Source organism: Kitasatospora sp. NPDC092039, assembly GCF_044756065.1.
Lineage (GTDB): Bacteria > Actinomycetota > Actinomycetes > Streptomycetales > Streptomycetaceae > Kitasatospora.
Map to the genome: position 1 here is coordinate 595068 of NZ_JBIVSD010000004.1, position 17896 is coordinate 612963.

Sequence of the window (17896 nt, forward strand, 5' to 3'; positions counted from 1 at the left end):
GCCGCCGGGGAGGGCGGCCGAGCAGTGACGGCTGGTCACGGCGAAAGCGTGCGAGGAAGAGCGCGAGCGCGCATCCAGGTTGTCAGGACCTGTGGACAACCGGGGGGTTGTGGATAACTTCCGTCCCTCACAAGGGTTGGTCGCCCACGTCCGAGTTGACGGAGGCCGCCTGCTCGGCGGCACCGGGCTCCTTCTCCGCGGCCCCGGCCGCCTCCCCGGAGGCACCGGCCGCGTCCACCGGCACCGGGAAGCGGAGCTCGTTCCGCTCGATCTTGGCCGCCAGCGCCGCCAACGGATCCACCCCGACCGCCGTGCAGAACTGCAGCAGGTACGCCAGCACGTCCGCGACCTCGTCGCGTACCCGGTGCGCACGCTCCGGATCCGACATCACCGCGTCCGCCTGCTCGGGCGTGAGCCACTGGAAGATCTCCAGCAGCTCCCCCGCCTCCACGCTCAGCGCCGCCGCCAGGTTCTTCGGGGTGTGGAAGGGTCCCCACCGCCGGGCCGCCGCGAAGTCCACCAGCCGCTGCCGCAAGGCCTCCACGGTGGGCTCCGCCGGCCCCGTCACTCGTTCGCTCACCCCTCCAGGTCTACCGCATCCCGACCCGCCGCCCCACCACCCGCCGGGGACTCCCCACCGCCCTCCGCGGATCCGAACGAGCCCCCCTGCCCCGCCGACCGCCCCGCGGACTCCGCCGCCAGGCCCTCGTCCGCCGCCGCACCCCCGTCCGCACCACCAGCGGGCCCGAGGCCCGTCCCGCCAGCCGCCTCCCCGCGCCCGCCCTGGGCCGGCACCCGCGCCGTCTCCGTCCGCAGCACCGTGAACCCCGAGTCCGGATCCCGCCGGCACTCGACCAGCACCACCCCGCCCCCGGGCGCCCCGCCCAGCACCTCCCGCGCCGCCGCCGGCTCCTGCAGGGCCGCGACCACCCGCAGCTGGCTGCGCTCCGCCATGTCCCGCGCCAGCCGCAGCAGCGTGGCGGTCTGCTCGGCGGAGAGCCCCGCGCCCAGGTCCTCGGCGAGCACGGTGAGCTGCCGGTGGGCCCAGGGCACCTCGGCGGCCACGTCGAGGTCGAGCACCCCGGCACCGGTCAGCAGCACCGCGGCGAAGGCGAGGTGGCGCAGCATGCCGTCGGAGGCCTGGTCGGCCCCGGTGCGCCCGAGGACGCCCTCGTCGAAGACGGCGAGGACCCGCCGTACGCCCGCGCTCTCGCGCTCGGCCAGGGTGAGGCCGAGCAGCGGGTGGGGCGCGGCGGACTGCACCGCGCGCAGCAGTTGCCCGTACCGGCGCGGGCACTCGTTGCTCAGCCGGGCGACGACGGCGGAGATGTTGGCGGCGTTGCTGCGCAGCCGGGCCTGCGGGTCGGCCCGGGCCCAGCCGCGCATCAGCGCGGGGACGGGGTGCAGCGGGAAGACCTCGCGCAGCGCGGTGAGCAGGTCCTCGGTGGCGGCGAGGACGAGGCACTCCCCGGCCGAGGAGCCGGCGACCCGCAGCGGCAGCTGCGCGGTGATCAGCGTGCCGCTGGGGAACGGCGCCCGGATGTCGCCCTGGCGGGTGTCGTTGTGCCAGCAGACGTTGACCCGCCGGTTGCGGACGTCCTGCTCGCCGGTGTCCATCAGGGTCCGGCCGTCCAGGGTGAGCGACTCCCGGGCGATCCGGACCGGGCCGTCGGTGCGGACCACCACGTCGAGCCGGATCGAGCCGTGCGGCGAGCGCACGGTGCAGCCGAGGATGATCGCGTCCCGCCCGTGCGGGACGCACCCGTCCAGGCCTCCGCGGACGGGCCCGGCGAGCGGGCCGGTGCGCTCGGGCAGCCCGTCCAGCGAGTCGGCGATCTCCTCGCCGAGGGCGAGCCGGGACAGCACGGCCAGCGCGTCGAGGGCGTTGGACTTGCCGACCCCGGCGGGCCCGTGCAGCACGGTGAGCGGCGCGAGCGGCAGCACCGCACGCCGGTAGGACTTGAACGAGGTGAGCCGGAGCTCCTCGACGGTGGGGCGCGGCACGGGTGGCCGGTCGGGCCCCGGGGCGTCCGGCCGGAGGTGGGACGGCCCTGCGGGCCTGGTGGCGTCGCGGTTCACCCGTCGGACGTTAGCCGCAGGCCGACCGGCAGAAACGTGCCTGCGCGGCAGATTCATCCCAACGTGGTGCTCAGCGCCGGTACACGGCCACCGTCACCGAGGCCGTCACCTCGACCGGCTCCGGCAGCTCGGCGAGGGCGGCGGCGAGCCGCTCCGGGTCGGTGTGCCAGGCGCTCGGCCCCATGCCGACCACGGTGCGCACGTCCTGCGGGCCGAGCCGCAGGGTGAACTCGACCTCCCGCCGCCCCACGGGCTCCAGGTACGGCCCGAGCTTCTCGTCGATCCGCCGCTGCTTCTCCTCGTCCACCGACAGCAACCCCAGCGCGTCGACGAGTTCGCGCAGGTGGCGGGCGGTCGGCGAGACCAGCAGCAGGGTGCCGCCGGGGCGCAGCACCCTGCGGATCTCCGGCCCGTTGCGCGGGGCGAAGACGTTGAGCATCAGCCCGGCCGAGGCGTCCCGCAGCGGCAGCGGGCGCCAGGCGTCGCACACCACGGCGCCGATCCGGGGGTGCGCCTTGGCGGCGCGGCGCAGCGCGAACTTGGAGATGTCGAGAGCCGCGCCGACGGTGCCGGGCAGGGCGTCCAGCACGTGCGCCAGGTAGTGGCCGGTGCCGGCGCCGAGGTCGGCGACCAGGCCGCCGGACTCACCGGGGGCGGCGTCGGCGCAAGCGAGAGCACCGGCGTCGGCGGGCGCGAGAGCGTCGGCGGCGGCCTCCGCCAGCGCCTCGGCGATCGGCCGGTAGTGCCCGGCGGCGAGGAAGTCCGCGCGGGCCGCGACCATCTCGGCGGTGTCCCCGGTGCCGGTGTGGGCGTCGCCGGCGAGGAGGCTGACGTAGCCCTGCTTGGCGAGGTCGAAGCTGTGCCCGGCCGGGCAGCGCAGGCTGCGGTCGTGCCGGGTGAGGGCCTGCGCGCAGTGCGGGCAGGCCAGGTAGCGCTCGATGTCCTGGAGCAAGGTTCCGTCTTCTCTCGCCGTACGCCCCGGCCGGTCGGGGCGCCAGCCAGCCTAACGACCTCGGCGCACCGGCCGCCCCGGCCGAGCGGCCTACCGCGCGCCCCTCCCCGGCCCGATCCCCGCCAGCGCCCGCCCGGCTGCCTGCGGCCCCACGGACTCCTGACCCGCGGACCCCTGCCCCACCAGCGCCCGCCCCTCCTCCGCCCCGACCCGCTCCGCCCCGACCCGCAGCGCCAGCGCCACGAGCGCCTCCGGCGCGCCGGGCCGGCCACGGACCCCCGGGAAGGCGTTGACGTCCACGATGACCGGCTCGGCGGGCCCGTCGAGCAGGTCGACCCCGTACACGTCGAGCCCGAACACCTCGCCGACCCGCAGCGCGAGCGCGGCCCTCCCGGCGGACGGCTCCCAGTCCTCCGCCCGCCCCGACTTCCCGGTCCCGGTGGCCAGTTCGGACTGCCGCCGGGCCGCGAACACCTGCCCGTCGACCACCCACAGCTTCTGGTCCCAGCCGGTCCCCGGCACGAACGGCTGCGTGACGACCGGCTCCTCGGGCCAGCGCTCGGCGAGTTCGCGCAGCCGGGCCGGGCCGTCCACCCGGGCGACCAGGTCGTGCCGCCTGCTGTGCCGGCTCTTGACCACGAACGGGTAGGCCGGGACGGTGAGTTCGCCCAGCCGCCCGGCCGCGTGGGTGGCCGCGAAGGGCAGTCCGGCCGCGCGGGCGAGGTCGGCCATCCGCACCCGGTCCTGGCACAGCTCGGTGGCCGCCGCCGAGTTGACCACCGGCGCGCCCCGCCGCTCCAACTCCCTTGCCAGCGCCAGCGCCTGCGGGGTACGGGCCTTGAGCAGGTAGACGTCCGCGAGGGCGGCCACCGGCCCGGCGGGCGGGACGGCCGCCACCTCGTGCCCCTGGCGCACCAGCAGTTCGGCGGCCGCCGCCAGCACCGGGTGCCCGGGGTCTCCGGCGATCAGCCCGACCTTCACAGCAACTCCCCCTCGCCGAAGCCCAGTCGGTCGTACGGGCCGCCACCCGCGGACACCAGCGCGGCGGCCGGCCCGCCGGGCACCGACACGGCCGTCCCGCTGCGCGCGAGCCGCAGCACCGCCTGCGCGACCTTGGCCACCGCGTCCGGCACCTGCCGGAAGCTCGGGAAGTCGTTGACGTCCACCACCACCGGCCCGTCCGGCCCCAGCAGCACGTCCACGCCGTACAGGTCCAGCCCGAACACCTCGCCGACCTGCGCCACGATCCGGGCGACGCTGCCCGGCAGCGGCACCTGCCGTTCCCGCACGCCCTGGCCGGGGTGCAGCGGCGAGGAACGTTCCGTCGCGAACAGCTCGCCGTCGACGCAGTACACCTTGAGGTCGGTCCCGGAGTTGGGCACGTACGGCTGCGCGATCAGCAGCCCCTCCCCCGCCAGCTCCGGCCCGACCTCCAGCAGCTGCTCGGGGCTGCGCACCAGCCGGACGGCGCGCCCGGAGCTGCCGTCGGCGGGCTTGACCACCAGCGGGTACTCGGCGGCCGGGATCTCGGCCAGCCGCTCCCAGCGCGCGGCCGCGTACGTCACCGGGACGGGCAGGCCCCGGGTGCGGCCGATGACCGCGGCGAGCGCCTTGTCCCGGACCCCGCGGATCGAGCGCACGTCGTTCACCGTGGTGAGGCCGACGGCGGCGGCCGACTCCAGCAGGGTCAGCCCGGGCCCGCCGGACACGGTCTTGAGCACCCAGGCGTCATGGCTGCCGGCCCGGACCTCCTCGGAGATCGCCAGCAGCGAGTCCCCGGGGCGCAGCACGTCCACCCGGTGCCCCCACGCCGTGAGTCGGCGCGCGACGTCGAGCGGCATGCCGTCGCGCCGGTAGTGTTCCTCCACCAGAAAGCAGAGCCTCATGGGCCTGTCTTCCCCCTTGCCTCGCCGAGTGCAGACGTCCGCCGTCCCCCTCGGCAGAGCTGTAAAGGCTTCAGCATGCACGCCGTGGCCGCACAAGATCGCTGCGAGCGGGTAAGCGTTCGGCAACAATCGGCCCCCGCCCGGCGGCGACGGGCCCCGAGCCCGCCGACGAACCCGTGGCGCCCCGCCCCCGCCGACGAACCGGTGGCACCCCGGCCCCACCGACAAACCGGTGGCGCCCCGACCCCGCCCCTGCTTGGATGCACGCCGTGACCCCTGCTGATCATGCTCCCGACCGCCCCCTGCTCGACGAGATCGAGCGCTACTACGACGCCGTGCCGCGCAGCGCCACCCGCACCGAAGACTTCGGCCCGCTGACCCTCTTCGTCCGCAAGGGCGACACCGGCTGGCACTACTACGCCCGCCCCGCGCTCGGCCACGACGGCCCCGCCGCCACCGCCGAGGACGTCCGCCGGGTGCTGGCGCGCCAGCGCGAGCTGGGCGTGCCGGAGGCCTTCGAGTGGGTGGCCGAACAGAACCCGGAGCTGCGCGCGGCGGTCGAGGCGGCGGGCCTGACGGTGCACGAGCACCCGCTGCTGGTGCTCGACGCGCAGGAGGAGCCGGCCCCGGCGCCGGTGCTGCCGGAGCGGGTGGAGGTGCGGGTGCTGGGCCCGGGCGCGCCCGAGCTGGCGCAGGCGGCGGCCGTCCCGCACGTGGCCTTCGGCAGCCCGGGCACCGCCACCGGCGCGGCCGGCGCGGCCGAACTGGCGCAGAGTGCGGCCGCGTTGACCGCCGAGGGCGGGGTGGCGCGGATCGCGCAGCGGATCAGCGACGGCACCACCGTGCTGGCCGCGGCCCTGGAGGACGGCGCGCCCGTGTGCGCGGGCCAGCACAACCCGGTGGGCCCGGTCACCGAGGTGGTCGGGGTCGGCACACTGCCCTCCGCCCGCCGGCGCGGCCTGGGTCTCGCGGTCACCGCGGCCCTGGTCGCGAACGCCCGGGCCGCCGGCGTACGGACGGTGTTCCTGTCCGCCAGCGACGAGGACGTCGCCCGGATCTACCGCAGGGCCGGCTTCCGCCGGTTCGCGACCGCCCTGATCGCGGAGCCCGCCTCGCCCCAGGGCTGAGCCGGCGCACCCGGTGCGCCACGACGGGGACGGGGACGGCGCCGGTCAGTCGTCGTCCTCGTCCTCCTCCTCCGCCCCGGTGACGCCCTCGCCCTCCGCCTCGTCCACCACCCAGGCCGCCAGCCGCTCGGCGACGCCCGACACCCCGATCCGGCCCTCGCGGATGGCCCGGGAGAGGCTGCGCACCTCGCGGGCGGTGGTGGCGACGGTGCACCCGCTGGCGACCAGGTAGGCGTAGGCGACGGCGGTCGCGAAGAGTTCGTTGGTCTTCTCCAGCGCGGGCACCCGGATCAGCTGGTGCATCAGCGCGGCGGCGCGGTCCTGCGGTTCGGGGTAGACCGATATGTCGAAGATCTCGGCCTGGTGCCGGGTGACGGCCGCGAGCAGCGAGCCGTAGTCGGTGACCTGCGGGTCACCGGGTGTGTACTGCTCGGCGGTCATCAGCAGCCATGAGAGGTCGACCTCCAGCTTCAACGGCGCACGTCCTGGAGGTCGCCCGGCTCCCCGAACTCGGCGAGGAAGGCCGACTCGTACTCCTTCATGAACTGCGCGGCCGCGTCCACGAAGGCCCGTCCGGACTCGCCCATGTCCTGTTGGACCAGGCGCTCGATGTACTGGTTCATGGAGATCCCCTGCTGCTCCGCCCGTTCCCGGGCCATCTCGGCGGTCGTGGCGTCGACCCGCACGTTCAGCTGCTTCTTACCCATGCCGTTCAAGCTAGCGCTCAAGTGCTAGCACAACAAGGGCGCGTGCACACCGCCCGCACACCTGCCGCACGCCCCCGCGCAACCTCGTCGTCACCTCCGGCCGGATCCGGGCCCCACCCCCGGCCGCCGGTCCCCCCACCAGGACGAGCGGGACTTGAAGAGTGCCGCACCGTCCGGGACTCTGAGAACTCCCCTGCGTTCCCGAGCGGGCGCCGACCGGTGCGGAGGCCGACCGATGACAGCCATGTTCGACCAGGAGCTGCGCGAGCAGCTCGCCCGGGCCCGCCGGGACCTCGCGGCGGCGCGGGCCGAAGGGGACGCCGACGGCGTCCAGGCCTACGAGGGCCGGATCGCCTCGCTCCTGCGGCTCGCCGCCCAGCACGGCATCGACCTCCCGCACAGCGCCGACGAGGAGGAGCGCAACGAGTAGCCGGCCCGGCGCGAACGAGCGGCCGGCCCGGATGCGGCGGAGGCGGCCACCCGGAACGGGTGACCGCCTCCCTCGCTTGCTCCCCGGCGCCCGGAGGATGACCCCCGGCACCCGGGATCACTCCCCGGTCGGCTCCAGGATCGCCACGCACTCGAAGTGGTGGGTCATCGGGAACAGGTCGAAGGCCCGCAGCGACACCGGCCGGTAGCCGCCCTCGCGGAAGAACTTCAGGTCCCGGGCGAGCGCCGCCGGGTCGCAGGCCACGTACGCGATCCGGCGCGCCTCCAGGCCGACCAGGTGGGCGACGGTCTCGCGCCCGGCGCCCGAACGCGGCGGGTCCAGCACGATCAGGTCGGTGGCGGTGATGCCGGTTCGCGGCAGCAGCGTCTCGACCCGGTCGCACTCGATCCGCACGTTGTCCAGCGCGGCCAGGTTGTGCCGGGCGTCGACCACGGCCTGCTTGGCGGACTCGATGCCGAGCACCGCGCCGTCCTCGCCGACCCGGTCGGCCAGCGCGCCCGCGAACAGGCCGACGCCGCAGTACAGGTCGAGCGCGTTCTCGCCCCACTGCGGGTCCAGCCCGTCCAGCACGGCGTCGACCAGGGTGTCCGGCGCCTCCGGGTGGATCTGCCAGAAGCCGCCGTTGCTGACCCGCCAGGTCCGCCCGGCGGCCCGCTCGCGGACGAAGCCGCGCCCGTGCACCTTGTGCACGTCGCCCTGGTCGTCCACCCGGGCGATCGACACCGGCTTGTCCAGCTCGACCAGCGGCAGCTGGGCGCCGTCGCGCGGGGTGAGCACCACCTGGCGGTCCGAGGAGCCGGTCGCGGCGATCGCCTCGACGCTCGCCACTCCCGACCAGTCCCGGGCCTCGATGCCCAGCTCGGTGACGCCCTCGGCGGCGATCAGGCAGCGGTCCACCGGCTGCACGTCGTGCGAGCGGTGCTTGCGCAGCCCGACCTTCCCGGTCGCGGCGTCCACCGCGTACTGCACCCGGGTGCGCCAGGCCGGCACCTGCCCGGCCGGCAGCTTGCCGCCGACCGGCTCGACGCTGCCGTCCCAGCCGGCCTCGGCCGGGGTGAGCCCGGCCAGCTTGGCCAGCTGCTCGGTCAGCACCGCCGCCTTGAGCTTGCGCTGCCCGCCCGGGGTGACGTGCTGCCAGTCGCAGCCGCCGCACTTGCCCGGCCCGGCGAACGGGCAGGGCGCCTCGATCCGGTCCTTGGCGGGTTCCAGCACCTCCACCGCGTCGGCCCGCAGGAACCGCGAGGTGGTGGTCCCGTCGGTCACCAGCGCGACGACCTTCTCACCGGGCAGCGCGTGCCGCACGAACAGCACCCGCCCCTCGTGCCGGGCCACGCAGTGCCCGCCGCCGTGCGCGACCGGGCCGACCTCGACCTCGTAGCGCTGCCCGGCCAGCGGCTCCCCGGAGGGCGCCTCGGGCCGCGACGGCCGCGCGGCGGCGGTGCGCAGCGCCTTGGGCGGCCGCACCGCCTGCTTGCGCGGCGCCTTCCGGCCGGCCCCGGCGGCGCCCTGACCGGCGTCCTTGCCCGAGCCGCCCTTACCGGAGCCGCCCCGGCCCGCGGCGGCCTTCCCGGCGGCGCCCTTGCCCGAGCCGCCCTTGCCCTTCGCGGCCTCCTGGCCGGCGGGCTCCCGGTCCTCCCGCTCGCCCGGGACGATCGGCGCGGTGCGCGCGGTGAGGCCGTCGCGGTCGGTGGCCTCCGGACGAGCCGGACGGCCCCAGCGCGGCCGGGAGACCTGCCCGGGCTGGGAGCCGCCCCGGCGGGCGCCCTTGCCGGAGGAGCCCGAGGAGCGGGGCGGAGTGTTGCGGGTCACTGGGAGGAGTCCTTGCTGCGGTCGGAGGTGTCACCGGCGTCGTTCGTACCGGTGGAGACGGAATCCTTCGACTTTACGGCCTTCGGCGCCCGCGGCTCGCCACGCCGGACGGCGCCCGGCGCCGACCAGGCCTTCTGCGGCTTGCGCCGCTCCGAGGACTCCAGCTGCCACGGTACCGAGGTCACCATCACCCCGGGCTTGAACAGCAGCCGCCCCTTGAGCCGCAGCGCGCTCTGGTTGTGCAGCAGGTGCTCGTACCAGTGGCCCACCACGTACTCCGGGATGTAGACCGAGACCACGTCCCGCGGGCTGCTGCGCCGCAGGTTCTTCACGTAGTCCAGGACCGGCCCGGTGATCTCGCGGTACGGCGAGTCCAGCACCTTGAGCGGCACCTCGATGCCGCGCTCGTCCCACTCGCGCCGCAGCGCCGCGGTGTCCGCCGGGTCGACGTTGACCGTGACGGCCTCCAGCGTGTGGGCCCGGGCCAGCCTGGCGTACGCCAGGGCGCGCAGCGCCGGCTTGTGCAGCTTGGAGACCAGCACGATCGCGTGCACCCGGGTGGGCAGCACCACGTCGTCCGGCTCCTCGGCGGCGGTGAGCTCGTGGGAGACCCGGTCGTAGTGGCGCCGGATGCCCTTCATCATCACGAACAGCACGGCCATCGCGGCGATCGCGATCCAGGCGTGGCCGATCTTGGTGACCAGCACGACGATCAGCACGGCCATGGTCATCACCAGGCCGAAGGCGTTGATCGCCCGGCTGCGCTGCATGTGGCGGCGCTTGGCCGGGTCGGTCTCGGTGCGCAGCAGCCTGGTCCAGTGCCGGATCATGCCGGACTGGCTCATGTTGAACGCGACGAAGACGCCGACGATGTAGAGCTGGATCAGCCGGTTCGGGTCGGCGTCGAAGGCGAGGATCAGCAGGATCGCGGCGATCGCCAGCAGGATGATGCCGTTGGAGAAGGCCAGCCGGTCGCCGCGGGTGTGCAGCTGGCGCGGCAGGTAGCGGTCCTGGGCGAGGATCGCGCCGAGCACCGGGAAGCCGTTGAAGGCGGTGTTGGCGGCGAGCACCAGGATCAGACCGGTGACGGCCGCGACGAAGTAGAAGCCGGGCGTGAAGTTGTTGAACACGGCCTCGCTGATCTGCGCCAGCGCGGTCTTCTGGTGGTAGTCCGGCGCGGAGCCGACGAGCTGCTCGGCCGGGTTCTCGGCCATCTGGACACCGGTCAGCCGGGCCAGCCAGATGATGCCCATGAACATCACGACGGCGATGCTCGCCATCATCAGCAGCGTGGTGGCGGCGTTCTTGCTCTTCGGCTTGCGGAAGGCCGGCACGCCGTTGGAGATCGCCTCCACACCGGTGAGCGCGGCACAGCCCGAGGAGAAGGACTTCAGCAGCAGGAACACCATCGCGAAACCGGCCAGCGAGTCGTTGCCGGGGGTGGCCGCGAGGTGGAAGCCGGAGCTCTCGGCGGGCATGTCCTGGTCGAGCGCGAAATGCCGGAAGACGCCGTAGCCGACCATTCCGATCACGCCGACCATGAAGGCGTAGGTGGGAACGGCGAAGGCGCTTCCGGACTCCCGCACGCCGCGCAGGTTCATGCCCATCAGCAGCACGACCACGACCACGGAGACGATCGCCTCGTGGCCGCGCAGCGCGGGCACGGCGGAGACGACGTTGGCGACGCCCGAGGTGGTCGACACGGCCACGGTGAGCACGTAGTCGACCATCAGCGCGCTGGCGACCACCAGACCGGCGGCCGGACCGTGGTTGACGGTCGCGACCTCGTAGTCACCGCCACCGCTGGGGTAGGCGTGCACGTTCTGCCGGTACGAGGCGACCACGGCGAGCATCACGATCGCCACGACGACGCCGATCTGCCAGGAGAAGTGGATCGCCGAAGCGCCCGCGACGGAGAGGGTGAGCAGGATTTCCTCGGGGGCGTACGCGACCGAGGAGAGCGCGTCCGAGGCGAACACGGGCAGCGCGAGACGCTTGGGCAGAAGCGTCTCGCCCAGCTTGTCGCTGCGTAGGGCGCGCCCGATCAGGATGCGTTTCGGAAGGTCAGTCGGCATAGGCACGTTAAGGAATCGTAGGGGCTCCCCGGTCAAGGCTGCGCCGTTTGTCCCCCCCTTCGTCGCGACTGTGTTCGGTGGACCGGCTAGCGTGTCGGATACGAGTCGGCGGGCAACACTCTGGTTGTCGAGCGTTGCCGGGTCGGCGCCCCCACGAGGAACCTCGTCCCGGACGACCGGGCGGGAAACGGAGCTGAACGGTGTTTGCGCAGGTCAAGGCCCCTTCGGGACGGGTGAGGTAAGCGCCGGTGCACATCGTGATCATGGGCTGCGGCCGCGTGGGCTCCGCCCTCGCCAGAGCACTCGAGAAACAGGGCCACTCGGTGGCCGTGGTCGACCAGGACCCGACCGCGTTCCGTCGACTGGGCGCCGGGTTCAACGGGCGCCGGGTGACCGGCGTCGGCTTCGACCAGGACACCCTGCGCGAGGCGGGCATCGAGGAGGCCGGCGCCTTCGCCGCGGTCTCCAGCGGTGACAACTCCAACATCATCGCCGCGCGCGTCGCGCGGGAGAACTTCGGCGTCGAGAACGTCGCCGCCCGGATCTACGACCCCCGCCGCGCCGAGGTCTACCAGCGCCTGGGCATCCCCACCGTGGCGACGGTCCGCTGGACCGCCGACCAGATGCTGCGCCGGCTGCTGCCGAGCGGCGCCGAGCCGCTGTGGCAGGACCCGAGCGGCGGCGTGCAGCTCGCCGAGGTCGCGTACCACCCGGGCTGGATCGGCCATCGGATCAGCCAGCTGGAGGAGGCCTCCGGCACCCGGGTGGCGTTCGTCACCCGGCTCGGCGAGGGCGTGCTCCCCTCGCCGCAGATGGTGGTGCAGGAGGGCGACCTGGTCCACGTGATGCTGCGCCGGGCCGACCTGACGGCCGTCGAGGCCGCGTTCGCGCAGGGGCCGAAGGAGGAGGGTCACTGATGCGGGTCGCCATTGCCGGGGCCGGTGCCGTGGGCCGCTCGATCGCGGGCGAGCTGCTGGAGAACGGCCACGAGGTCCTGCTGATCGACAAGAACCCCAACTCCATCTCGGTGGAGCGGGTCCCGATGGCGGAGTGGCTGCTGGCCGACGCCTGCGAGATCACCTCGCTGGACGAGGCCGCGCTCCAGCGCTGCCACGTGGTGATCGCCGCGACCGGTGACGACAAGGTCAACCTGGTCGTCTCGCTGCTCGCCAAGACCGAGTACGCGGTGCCGCGGGTCGTCGCCCGGGTGAACAACCCCAAGAACGAGTGGCTCTTCAACGAGTCCTGGGGCGTGGACGTGGCCGTCTCCACCCCGCGCCTGATGTCCGCGCTGGTCGAGGAGGCGGTCAGCGTCGGCGACCTGGTCCGCCTGATGCGCTTCAGCCAGGGCAACGCCAACCTGGTCGAGCTGACCCTGGCGTCCGACGCCGAGCTGGTCGGCACCCGGGTCGGCGACGTGACCTGGCCGCAGGACACCGCGCTGGTGACCATCATCCGCGAGGGCCGGGTGCTGGTGCCGGGCAAGGACGACACCCTGGAGGGCGGCGACGAGCTGCTCTTCGTCGCCGCGCAGGAGCGCGAGGAGGAGCTGGAGCAGCTGCTCTCGGGCACCTCGGGCGCCCAGTAGACCCGGCGGTACGGCGGAAGGGCCCGCACCCCTCGTCGGGGTGCGGGCCCTTCGCCGTTGCTCGGCGGCCGGGAGGCGGCTACTTCGCCGGCTCCTCCTCGTCCAGCTGCGCCTTGATCGGCGGCGGCGCCTTCAGCAGGATCTGCCAGGTCACGTACATCGCCAGCAGCAGCGGCGGGATGCCGAGGGCGACCTTCAGCCAGCCCAGCAGGTTGACGTTGTGGGTGAAGTACAGCGGGAAGAGGATCAGCGGCTTGGCACCCATGATCACCACCCAGGCCCAGGTCGCCTTGGTGTAGGCGGCCAGGCGGCCCGGGTTCTCCTTGCGCCAGGTGAACATCTCGCCGGTGATCGGGCCGAGCATCACCCCGATCATCGGCCAGCGCACCAGCGCGGAGGTCGCCAGGGCGACGCAGTAGCCGACGTTCCAGAGCAGGCCGGGCAGGTAGAAGTCCTCGGCCTTGCCGCTCTTCATCGAGATCCAGGCGCCGAGGGCGACGCCGAACACGCCGCTGAAGGCGTGCTGGATGGTCTCCCGGCGCGCCAGCCGGGCCACCACGAACAGGGCGCTCAGGCCCAGCGCGGCCCAGGCCGCGGTGCTGACCTGGTGGGTCAGGTTGTACGTGACGATGAAGACCAGGCCGGGCAGCGTCATGTCGATCATGCCGCGGACGCCGCCGAAGGCCTGCAGCACGGTGTCGGCGGCCTCCTTGGAGGCGGCCCTGCGGGCGGCCTCCGCGGCCGCGTGGTCGACGGACGGGTCGAGCTGGGCGGCGGTCTCGCCGCCGGGCTGGTTGCTCACGCTCATTCGCTCCCGTGTCCGACCGGACGCAGCTCGTAGCGGGGGTTGAACAGCACGCGGCGCCCGCGTGCGTGACCGATCCGGCCGCTGGCGACCAGCCGGCGGCCGGGCTCTATCCCGACGATCGAGCGGCGGCCGAGCCACACCACGTCCAGCGCCTCGGTGCCGTCGAAGAGTTCGGCCTCCAGGGCGGGCACACCCGCCCTCGGCCGCAGCGTCACCGTGCGCAGCGTGCCCGCGACGGTGACCAGCTCGCGGTCCCCGCAGCCGGCGATCGGTGTGCAGCCGGACTCCGCGGCGGTCTCCTGGCGCAGTTCCTCGGCGTCCAGTTCCTCCGCCGAGGAGGTCAGCCGACTGAGCATGCGGCGGAACCGCCCCTGCGGCTGGCCGCTGCTGTTGTCACCACTCATGTCGGAAGGGTACCGGGTTCCGGCCCCCCGACGGCAGGTCGTCCGGCCGCCGGGGGCGGTCGCGGTCAGCTCTCGAACCGGTATCCCATGCCCGGTTCGGTGATGAAGTGGCGCGGGTGCGAGGGGTCGCGCTCCAGCTTGCGGCGCAACTGGGCGAGGTAGACCCGCAGGTAGTTGGTCTCGGTGCGGTAGGCCGGGCCCCACACCTCCTGGAGCAGCTGGGTCTGGCTGACCAGCCGCCCGGCGTTGCGGACCAGGACCTCCAGCAGGTGCCACTCCGTCGGGGTGAGGCGGACGTCCGCGCCGTCCCGGTTGACCTTCTTGGCCGCGAGGTCGACGGTGAAGGACTCGGTGACGACCAGCGAGTCGGCCTCCCCGGCCACCGGCTCGGCCCGCCGCACGGCGGCCCGCATCCGGGCGAGCAGCTCGTCCATGCCGAACGGCTTGGTGACGTAGTCGTCGGCGCCGGCGTCCAGCGCCTCGACCTTCTCGTCCGAGGCGTGCCGGGCCGACAGCACGATGATCGGCACCCGGGTCCAGCCGCGCAGGCCGCGGATCACCTCGACCCCGTCCATGTCGGGCAGGCCCAGGTCGAGGACGACCACGTCCGGATGGCGGGCCGCGGCCAGCTCCAGCGCGCTCGCGCCGTCATGGGCCGCGTCCACCTCGTACTTGCGGGCCTTGAGGTTGATCACCAGCGCGCGGACGATCTGCGGTTCGTCGTCCACGACGAGGACCCGGGTCATTTACGGGCTCCGCCTTTCAGGGCTGTCTGACTTACGGACTGGGGGGACTGCTCGATGGCTCTGGTTGACGGCTCCGGGAGCGCGACGGGCCCGGCCGGTGCGCCGCCCGTGCTCAGGTGATCAGCTCCGCGAGCGGATCGCCGCCGTCGCCGCCCGGCTCCCCCGTCTCGGGCGGCCGTTCCACCACGGGCAGGCTGACGACCATGGTGAGGCCGCCGCCGGGGGTGTCCTCGGCGGTGACGGTACCGTGCATCGCCTCGACGAAGCCGCGCGCCACCGCGAGTCCGAGGCCCACCCCGGCGCCGCGCGGCGCGTCGCCGTAGCGCTGGAACGGCGCGAAGATCTTCTCCTTGGCGTCTTCGGGCACGCCCGGGCCACGGTCCACGATCCGCAGCTCGACCCGGGCCGGGACCCCCGGCTGCCGCAGCTCGTCGGCCTTGACCAGCACCCTGACGCCGTCCGGGCTGTACTTGACGGCGTTCTCCACCAGGTTGGCCAACGAGCGCTCCAGCAGCCCGCCGTCGGCCCGCACCATCGGCAGCGACTCCGGCACCTCCAGCCGGACGGACTCCGGCGGCACCCCGCCGAGCGCGAACGGCACCACCTCGTCCAGATCGGTCTCCTGGATCAGCGGGGTGACCGTCCCGGTCTGCAGGCGGCTCATGTCGAGCAGGTTGTTGATGAGGTGGTCCAGCCGGTCGGCCCCGGCCTCGATGCCGGCCAGCAGCTCGGCCTCGTCCTCCGGGTCCCAGTCGACGTCGGCCGAACGCAGCGAGGTGACCGAGGCCTTGATGCCCGCCAGCGGGGTGCGCAGGTCGTGCGAGACGGCGGCCAGCAGGGCCGTCCGGATCCGGTTCCCCTCGGCTTCCCGACGGGCCTCGGCGGCCTCCCGGGCCAGCCGGCGGCGTTCCAGCACCACGGCCGCCTGGGCGGCGAACGCGCCGAGCAGGCGGCGGTCCGCGCCGGGCAGCACCCGGCCGCGCAGCACCAGCGCCAGGTTGTCGCCGACCGGGACGTCCACGTCGGCCTCCTCCGGCCGCACCGGCGGGCGCGGCCCGGCGGCGGCCACCGGCGCCCAGGCGGTGAGCCTGTCGGGCCGTTCCAGCAGCGCGGCGCTCTCCTGCCCGAAGGTCTCCCGGACCTGCTCCATCAGCGCGGTCAGCACCCCGTCGCCGTTGGGCGCGCCGCGCAGCACCGTGCCGGCCAGCGCGCTGAGCGTCTGCGCCTCGGTCTGGCTGCGGGCCGCCTGCTGGGTGCGCCGGGCCGCGAGGTCCACCACCGACGACACCGATATGCCGACGACGGTGAATATCGCCACCGCCATGATGTTCTGCGGCTCGTTGATGGTGAAGGTGTGCAGCGGCGGAGTGAAGTAGTAGTTCAGCACCGAGGAGCCGACCAGCGCCGAGCCGACCGCCGGCAGTAGACCGCCGACCAGCGCCGCGCACACCGTCAGCGACAGGAACAGCAGCATGTCGGTGGAGAGCCCCAGCCCGCCGATCGCGGCCAGCACGATCGCCGTCAGCGGCGGGCCGACCAGCCCGATCAGCCAGCCGGCCACCGTCCGGGTACGGCCCAGGTCGGTGATCCGGCGGATCGGTACCTTGCCGCGCCGACCGTGCCCGGCGTGCTCGTGGGTGACCATGTGGACGTCGATGTCCCCGGCCTCCCGGGTCACCGTGGTGCCGACGCCCGGCCCGTACAGGTACTGCCAGGCGGGCCGCCGGCTGGTGCCCAGCACGATCTGGGTGGCGTTCACCCCCCGGGCGAAGTCCAGCAGCCCGGCGGCCGGGTCGTCCCCCAGCACCGCGTGGAAGGAACCGCCGAGGCTCTCCACCAGCGCGCGCTGCTCGATCAGCGTCTGCGGCGAGCCCGAGCCCACCAGCCCGTCCGAGCGGGAGATGTGCACGGCGAGCAGCTCGCCGCCGGAGACCCTGGCGGCGATCCGGGCCGCCCGGCGGATCAGCGTCGCCCCCTCCGGCCCGCCGGTCAGGCCCACCACGATCCGCTCCCGGGCCTGCCAGGTGCCCTCGATGCCCTGCTCGGCCCGGTACTTCTGGAGGTACTCGTCCACCCGGTCCGCGGTCCACAGCAGCGCCAGCTCTCGCAGCGCGGTCAGGTTGCCCGGGCGGAAGTAGTTGGCGAGGGCGGCGTCGATCTTCTCCGGCGCGTACACGTTGCCGTGCGCCAGCCGTCGCCGCAGGGCCTGCGGGGACATGTCCACCAGCTCGATCTGGTCCGCCCGGCGGACCACCTCGTCCGGGACGGTCTCGCGCTGGCGCACGCCCGTGATGCCCTCGACCGCGTCGCCGAGCGACTCCAGGTGCTGCACGTTGACGGTGGAGACCACGTCGATCCCGGCCGCCAGCAGCTCCTCGACGTCCTGCCAGCGCTTGCCGTTGCGGCAGCCGGGGACGTTGGTATGGGCCAGCTCGTCCACCAGGGCCACCTGCGGCTTGCGGGCGAGGACGGCGTCCAGGTCCATCTCGGAGAACCGGGCGCCGCGGTGCACCACCTGCTGGCGCAGCACGACCTCCAGGCCGGCGACCATGTCGGAAGTCCGCCGACGGCCGTGGTCCTCCACGAACGCGACCACGACGTCCGTGCCACGCTCCTGCCGCCGGTGCGCCTCGGCGAGCATGGCGTACGTCTTGCCGACCCCGGGGGCCGCCCCGAGGTAGATCCGCAGCCTGCCTCGTCCCATGAGCACCATTCTTGATCCGGACCGGCCCGGGAGATACCCCGGACACCTGTTCCCCTCGCCTTCGAGACTACGGCGTGCGACGCGATTTTCCGCTGATCAGTGCGCTGATCAGGCGGTTTTAGCGGCATATTGACGGCGAACCAGCCACTCGGCGGGGGTCGTTCGGGAGGGGTCCGGGGAGCCCCCGGGGCGGCAATCGACGATGTCGGGCCGGAAACGCGAAGAACCTCCATCCGGGGTCCCGGATGGGGGTTCTTCAGCAATGATTGTTCGGCGGCGTCCTACTCTCCCACAGGGTCCCCCCTGCAGTACCATCGGCGCTGTAAGGCTTAGCTTCCGGGTTCGGAATGTAACCGGGCGTTTCCCTCACGCTATGACCACCGAAACACTATGAAACTGTCAACCGCACACCCCAGCTAATCGGGGCGGGTCGTTGTTTCAGAACAACACAGTGGACGCGAGCAACTGAGGACAAGCCCTCGGCCTATTAGTACCGGTCAACTCCACCCCTCACAGGGCTTCCATATCCGGCCTATCAACCCAGTCGTCTACTGGGAGCC

17 protein-coding genes and 2 rRNA genes are annotated in these 17896 nt (G+C 73.7%); 4 read left to right on the forward strand and 15 right to left on the reverse strand.

Annotated elements, in window-relative coordinates; genetic code table 11:
- Positions 1 to 127: 127 nt before the first annotated feature.
- The 5 genes from ACIQI7_RS12230 to ACIQI7_RS12250 all read right to left on the reverse strand — a co-directional run bounded on the left by ACIQI7_RS12230 (position 128) and on the right by ACIQI7_RS12250 (position 4917).
- On the reverse strand, positions 128 to 568 hold the full coding sequence (locus ACIQI7_RS12230; protein ID WP_401108039.1) for a nucleotide pyrophosphohydrolase: 441 nt from the start codon (positions 566 to 568) through the stop codon (positions 128 to 130).
- Positions 569 to 576: 8 nt separating this feature from the next.
- Entirely contained in the window at positions 577 to 2079 is a 1503-nt protein-coding gene (locus ACIQI7_RS12235; RefSeq protein ID WP_401107964.1) for an AAA family ATPase, read from the reverse strand.
- A 70-nt stretch (positions 2080 to 2149) separates the two neighbouring features.
- Positions 2150 to 3031 carry a putative RNA methyltransferase gene (locus ACIQI7_RS12240; RefSeq protein WP_401107967.1) on the reverse strand — a complete coding sequence of 294 codons (882 nt, stop codon included), beginning with the start codon at positions 3029 to 3031 and terminating at the stop codon, positions 2150 to 2152.
- 90 nt (positions 3032 to 3121) lie between these two features.
- Positions 3122 to 4012 carry a RimK family alpha-L-glutamate ligase gene (locus ACIQI7_RS12245; protein WP_401107969.1) on the reverse strand — a complete coding sequence of 297 codons (891 nt, stop codon included), beginning with the start codon at positions 4010 to 4012 and terminating at the stop codon, positions 3122 to 3124.
- Positions 4009 to 4917: a RimK family alpha-L-glutamate ligase gene (locus tag ACIQI7_RS12250; RefSeq protein WP_401107970.1), complete on the reverse strand. Its 909-nt coding sequence runs from the start codon at positions 4915 to 4917 to the stop codon at positions 4009 to 4011. Before ACIQI7_RS12250 ends, ACIQI7_RS12245 begins: the two co-directional genes overlap by 4 nt.
- A gap of 260 nt (positions 4918 to 5177) precedes the next feature.
- On the opposite strand from ACIQI7_RS12250, the gene ACIQI7_RS12255 reads away from it, so the two are divergent.
- Entirely contained in the window at positions 5178 to 6044 is an 867-nt protein-coding gene (locus tag ACIQI7_RS12255; RefSeq protein WP_401107971.1) for a GNAT family N-acetyltransferase, read from the forward strand.
- 45 nt (positions 6045 to 6089) lie between these two features.
- Here ACIQI7_RS12255 and ACIQI7_RS12260 read toward each other — a convergent pair whose 3' ends face one another.
- Both ACIQI7_RS12260 and ACIQI7_RS12265 read right to left on the reverse strand, forming a co-directional pair.
- Entirely contained in the window at positions 6090 to 6518 is a 429-nt protein-coding gene (locus ACIQI7_RS12260) for a fic family toxin-antitoxin system, toxin component (protein WP_401107974.1), read from the reverse strand.
- On the reverse strand, positions 6515 to 6751 hold the full coding sequence (locus ACIQI7_RS12265) for a toxin-antitoxin system HicB family antitoxin (protein WP_049659744.1): 237 nt from the start codon (positions 6749 to 6751) through the stop codon (positions 6515 to 6517). Before ACIQI7_RS12265 ends, ACIQI7_RS12260 begins: the two co-directional genes overlap by 4 nt.
- 235 nt (positions 6752 to 6986) lie before the next feature.
- Between ACIQI7_RS12265 and ACIQI7_RS12270 the strand changes: the two genes are divergently transcribed.
- A complete protein-coding gene (locus tag ACIQI7_RS12270; RefSeq protein ID WP_401107976.1) occupies positions 6987 to 7181 on the forward strand; it encodes a hypothetical protein in 195 nt (64 codons plus the stop codon).
- Between the two features lie 117 nt (positions 7182 to 7298).
- Here the strand turns inward: ACIQI7_RS12270 and ACIQI7_RS12275 are convergent, their stop codons facing one another.
- Together ACIQI7_RS12275 and ACIQI7_RS12280 are read right to left on the reverse strand one after the other, a co-directional pair.
- Entirely contained in the window at positions 7299 to 8594 is a 1296-nt protein-coding gene (locus ACIQI7_RS12275; RefSeq protein ID WP_401108041.1) for a class I SAM-dependent RNA methyltransferase, read from the reverse strand.
- Between the two features lie 413 nt (positions 8595 to 9007).
- Positions 9008 to 11086, reverse strand: a complete 2079-nt coding sequence (locus ACIQI7_RS12280; protein WP_401107979.1) for an APC family permease — start codon at positions 11084 to 11086, stop codon at positions 9008 to 9010.
- A gap of 248 nt (positions 11087 to 11334) precedes the next feature.
- Here ACIQI7_RS12280 and ACIQI7_RS12285 point away from each other — a divergent pair, with 248 nt between their 5' ends.
- Both ACIQI7_RS12285 and ACIQI7_RS12290 read left to right on the forward strand, forming a co-directional pair.
- Complete coding sequence (locus ACIQI7_RS12285) at positions 11335 to 12003, forward strand: potassium channel family protein (RefSeq protein ID WP_387748095.1); 669 nt, start codon at positions 11335 to 11337, stop codon at positions 12001 to 12003.
- Positions 12003 to 12674: a potassium channel family protein gene (locus tag ACIQI7_RS12290; protein WP_387748093.1), complete on the forward strand. Its 672-nt coding sequence runs from the start codon at positions 12003 to 12005 to the stop codon at positions 12672 to 12674. Before ACIQI7_RS12285 ends, ACIQI7_RS12290 begins: the two co-directional genes overlap by 1 nt.
- A gap of 79 nt (positions 12675 to 12753) precedes the next feature.
- Here the strand turns inward: ACIQI7_RS12290 and ACIQI7_RS12295 are convergent, their stop codons facing one another.
- The 6 genes from ACIQI7_RS12295 to ACIQI7_RS12320 form a co-directional block, all read right to left on the reverse strand.
- On the reverse strand, positions 12754 to 13482 hold the full coding sequence (locus ACIQI7_RS12295; protein WP_401107983.1) for a DUF3159 domain-containing protein: 729 nt from the start codon (positions 13480 to 13482) through the stop codon (positions 12754 to 12756).
- Complete coding sequence (locus ACIQI7_RS12300; RefSeq protein ID WP_387748089.1) at positions 13479 to 13886, reverse strand: OB-fold nucleic acid binding domain-containing protein; 408 nt, start codon at positions 13884 to 13886, stop codon at positions 13479 to 13481. Before ACIQI7_RS12300 ends, ACIQI7_RS12295 begins: the two co-directional genes overlap by 4 nt.
- 65 nt (positions 13887 to 13951) lie before the next feature.
- Positions 13952 to 14632 carry a response regulator gene (locus tag ACIQI7_RS12305; RefSeq protein WP_049657530.1) on the reverse strand — a complete coding sequence of 227 codons (681 nt, stop codon included), beginning with the start codon at positions 14630 to 14632 and terminating at the stop codon, positions 13952 to 13954.
- 112 nt (positions 14633 to 14744) lie between these two features.
- On the reverse strand, positions 14745 to 17336 hold the full coding sequence (locus ACIQI7_RS12310) for an ATP-binding protein (RefSeq protein ID WP_401107986.1): 2592 nt from the start codon (positions 17334 to 17336) through the stop codon (positions 14745 to 14747).
- Positions 17337 to 17604: 268 nt separating this feature from the next.
- Positions 17605 to 17721: ribosomal RNA gene (gene rrf / locus ACIQI7_RS12315) — 5S ribosomal RNA — on the reverse strand.
- Between the two features lie 82 nt (positions 17722 to 17803).
- Positions 17804 to 17896: ribosomal RNA gene (locus tag ACIQI7_RS12320) — 23S ribosomal RNA — on the reverse strand; the annotation flags it as partial.

Bases quoted from the DNA above. Each gene is read 5' to 3' on its own strand.
- ACIQI7_RS12310 (WP_401107986.1), bottom strand. From the start codon at position 17,336: ATGGGACGAGGCAGGCTGCGGATCTACCTCGGGGCGGCCCCCGGGGTC.
- ACIQI7_RS12265 (WP_049659744.1), bottom strand. From the start codon at position 6,751: ATGGGTAAGAAGCAGCTGAACGTGCGGGTCGACGCCACGACCGCCGAG.
- ACIQI7_RS12270 (WP_401107976.1), top strand. From the start codon at position 6,987: ATGACAGCCATGTTCGACCAGGAGCTGCGCGAGCAGCTCGCCCGGGCC.
- ACIQI7_RS12290 (WP_387748093.1), top strand. From the start codon at position 12,003: ATGCGGGTCGCCATTGCCGGGGCCGGTGCCGTGGGCCGCTCGATCGCG.
- ACIQI7_RS12280 (WP_401107979.1), bottom strand. From the start codon at position 11,086: ATGCCGACTGACCTTCCGAAACGCATCCTGATCGGGCGCGCCCTACGC.
- ACIQI7_RS12300 (WP_387748089.1), bottom strand. From the start codon at position 13,886: ATGAGTGGTGACAACAGCAGCGGCCAGCCGCAGGGGCGGTTCCGCCGC.
- ACIQI7_RS12295 (WP_401107983.1), bottom strand. From the start codon at position 13,482: ATGAGCGTGAGCAACCAGCCCGGCGGCGAGACCGCCGCCCAGCTCGAC.
- ACIQI7_RS12255 (WP_401107971.1), top strand. From the start codon at position 5,178: ATGCACGCCGTGACCCCTGCTGATCATGCTCCCGACCGCCCCCTGCTC.
- ACIQI7_RS12250 (WP_401107970.1), bottom strand. From the start codon at position 4,917: ATGAGGCTCTGCTTTCTGGTGGAGGAACACTACCGGCGCGACGGCATG.
- ACIQI7_RS12305 (WP_049657530.1), bottom strand. From the start codon at position 14,632: ATGACCCGGGTCCTCGTCGTGGACGACGAACCGCAGATCGTCCGCGCG.